The 3,152-nt window shown below is 75.2% G+C and carries 2 protein-coding genes; both read right to left on the reverse strand.

All coding sequences use genetic code 11. The features are described 5' to 3' along the window. Positions 1 to 38: 38 nt before the first annotated feature. Positions 39 to 2,195, reverse strand: coding sequence for an FAD/NAD(P)-binding protein (locus ACOV8S_RS05250; RefSeq protein WP_448316346.1), 2,157 nt, complete (start codon positions 2,193 to 2,195; stop codon positions 39 to 41). Next, a partial coding sequence (locus ACOV8S_RS05255; protein ID WP_448316347.1) for an amino acid ABC transporter permease occupies positions 2,192 to 3,152 on the reverse strand: 961 nt, incomplete at its 5' end. The genes ACOV8S_RS05250 and ACOV8S_RS05255, both read right to left, overlap by 4 nt.

Genomic DNA, 3,152 nt, shown 5'->3' on the forward strand with positions numbered 1-3,152 from the left:
GGGGGCGGCCGTAGCGCCCGTCACCGGGGGCACGTCGGTCAGCGAGGCACGCGCGGGGGACGCCGGCACCCGGGCCGCGGATCCGGTACCGGAGAGGGACGCGGCCGGGACGGCGGAGTGCCCCCGTCCCGCGCACCGGGGCCGCCGACCGCTCCGGCGGCTCCAGCGCCGCCGGGGGCGCCGATCGCGCCGAGGCCGCCCCGGCCGCCGACCCCGCCGAGGGCGTCCGGTGCGCTCAGGGCGGGCGGCTGCTCGGGCTCGCGGGAGAGGTGGGAGGCGAGGGAGCGCAGGAGGCTGCGGGCCGTCGCGTCGTTCTGCTGGAAGCCCGGCGCGTTGGTGAAGGGCCTGGCGAACGCGGCCACCGCCCGCTGGTTCGTCGGCGCGCCCAGGGCCACCCGGCGGGGGTGCGCACGGCCGCCCAGACGGGGGTCGACCAGGCCGCCGTCCGGGTGCGCCACCGCCAGCAGCCCGGACCGGTGGGTGTCGGTGGCGTCGGACAGCACCTCCTCCGCGACCGCCCCCCGCAAGCTCAGGTCCCGCAGGAGCGGGTCGGTGGTGCGGAGCACCGAGGAGCGGGGAAGGCGGGCCTCCACCAGTGCCGTGGCGTACACGGTGTGACCGGGGACCGTCGGGCTGACACCGGTGAACGTGCCGGTCTCCTCGTCCGTCCCCACCCGCAGGTCCGCCCCCGTGAACCGGACGACGCCCGCCCGGGAGAGGGCGAGGAGCTGCCGCAGCCGGAAGCCGGGCGGGCCGGAGGCGAGGAAGCTGAAGAAGCCCTGCCACCAGCCGTCGAGGTCGCGGGCCACGGAGCCTGCGGTCAGGGCCCCCGCCGCCGCGAGACGGGCGAGGTTCCCGTAGACCGAGAGCAACGCGAGGAACGCGCCGAGATCGGCGCTGTGCGCCGGATCCGCGCGTCGTTCGACGTCACGGGACACGTAGCGGCGCAGGTACTCCTGGAAATCCTCGGGGGTGGCGAAGGACACGCCCTCCAGCGGCCGGTCGAGCCGCTCCAGGTCCAGCCGGTCGGCGGGGTCCGGAACCGCCCCGGCGACCAGTTCCGCCATGCCGGCCCCCCACGGGTCGAGACGGGCGTACGCGGCCTCGAACTCCGGCCAGGGCAGGGCGGTGCGCTCCGGGTGGGCGAGGAACAGCTCGTGGTAGTGCCCGAAGCCGATCTCCTTCGCCATCAGCGGCAGGACGTCGCGCCGGAGGTCGACCGGGCCCGCCGCGGCCAGCTCCGCCACCTGGGCGGGGCCGAAGAACCGCGGCAGCGGCGGCCGGGGGCCCTGGAGCGGGTAGTGGGTCTTGGAGTGGTACGGCACGCCGCGCCGCGACCCGACGTGCAGCACCGGCTCACGGCCGGACGGCCGGTAGGCGAGCTCTCCGTCGGACCCCTCGCCGAACTCGCCGCCGCGGCCCTCGGTGAGCAGGGACATCAGGTCGACGAAGGCGAGCCCGAAACCCCGGACCAGCACGTGCTGCCCCGGGCGCAACGGGGACAGGTCGACGTCCGCCGTGTAGGCGGGCGGAAGGTGGAACAACCCGTGCCGGCGCGCGAAATCGGCGTGTGCGTCGTGTTCGGCGGGCGGCGCCGCGTCCAGATGGCCCTGGGCGAGGACGACGAGGTCGGCGGTGAGCGGCCGGGCACGCCCCGCCAGGTGGACCCGCTGTGGGCCGTCGGGCGGACCGGCGACCGAGGTGGCGGTGGTGGCGTGCCACTCGACCCGCACCCGGGCGGGGAGTTCGGCCAGGACCCGGCGGAACACCCAGTCCAGATAGGCGCTCTGCGCCCGCCGCGTCGGGAAGTCGGAGCCCGCGAGGCCGCGGAGCTCGGCCAGCGTCCCGGGGTCGGCGGGCTCGACGTAGGGATCCTGCCGTGGCGCCCGCCCGGAGAACTGCGCGGCCCACTCCGCGAGGGAGGGGCCGGTGCGGACCGGACCCTCCACGGTGGACGACTCGTCGGTGAACATGGTGACGTCCTCCGCCATGGAGTTCATCCGCAGCAGGGGGGACTGGTCGTGCCGCCAGATCCGCCCGGGCCCTGGCGGATGCGGATCCACCAGATGGACGTGCAACTCGGCTCGGCTCGGCCACAGTTGCGGCAGATTCGCGGCGATCCGCTCCAGCAGGCCGACGGCGCGGGGGCCCGCTCCGACCACGGCCAGCACCGCGGGGCGCGTCCCGGCGCTCACCGCTCACCGCCCGCGGGGCCGGGGATCCGGCGGCTGCCGGGCGCCGTCGGCCGCAGCCTGTTCCGCAACCGCTGCAGAGGGGTGGGGGGCAGGGCCCGCGCCGCCCCGCGCGCGTAGCGGCGCTCGACGTAGAACTGACCGATGCCCAGCACGGTGGTGACCGCCACGTACCACAGGGTGGCGACCAGCAGCAGCGGGATCACCTGGTAGGTCTGGTGGTAGACCAGCTGGACCGAGAACAGCAGGTCGTGCACGGCCAGCACACTGACGATGCTGGTGCCCTTGAGGGTGCCGATCAGCATGTTGCCGGCGGTCGGCACGATCGAGCGCATGGCTTGTGGGACCACGACGCGGCGCAGGGTGCGCCACCGGCTCAGGCCCAGGGCCTGGGCGGCCTCGGTCTGCCCTCCGTCCACCGAGAGCACGCCACCGCGGACCACCTCGGCGGCGTAGGCGGCCTCGTGCAGGGTGAGGCCGATGACCGCGGTGAGCGTGGGCCCCAGCAGGTTCACCGTCTCGACGCTGACGAACTGCGGCCCGAACGGCACGCCGAGCCCCAGCCGCGGGTACAGGGCGCCGATGTTGAACCAGAACAGCAGCTGCACCAGCAGCGGCGTGGAGCGGAAGATCCACACGTAGCCCCAACCGAGACTGCGCAGAACCGGGTTGGTCGACAGCCGCATCACGGCCAGCGGCGTGCCGAGCAGGAAGCCGAGCACCATGACCACAGCAGTCAGCCACAGGGTGAGCAGCAGCCCGTCCAGCACGGCGGCGGTGGTGAAGTAGCGGGCGACCACGTCCCACTGGAACGCGTCGTTGCGGGCCACCGAGTTGAGGACCATCGCGAGGACCAGCAGCCCGAGAGCACCGGCCACCCAGCGGCCGGGGCGCCTGCGTGGCACGACGGCGGGCAGGTCGACGGGAGATCGCGGGAAGGCGGGCGGCGTGGCCGGGGGA

The sequence above is a fragment of the Streptomyces sp. CO7 genome (genome assembly GCF_053474865.1).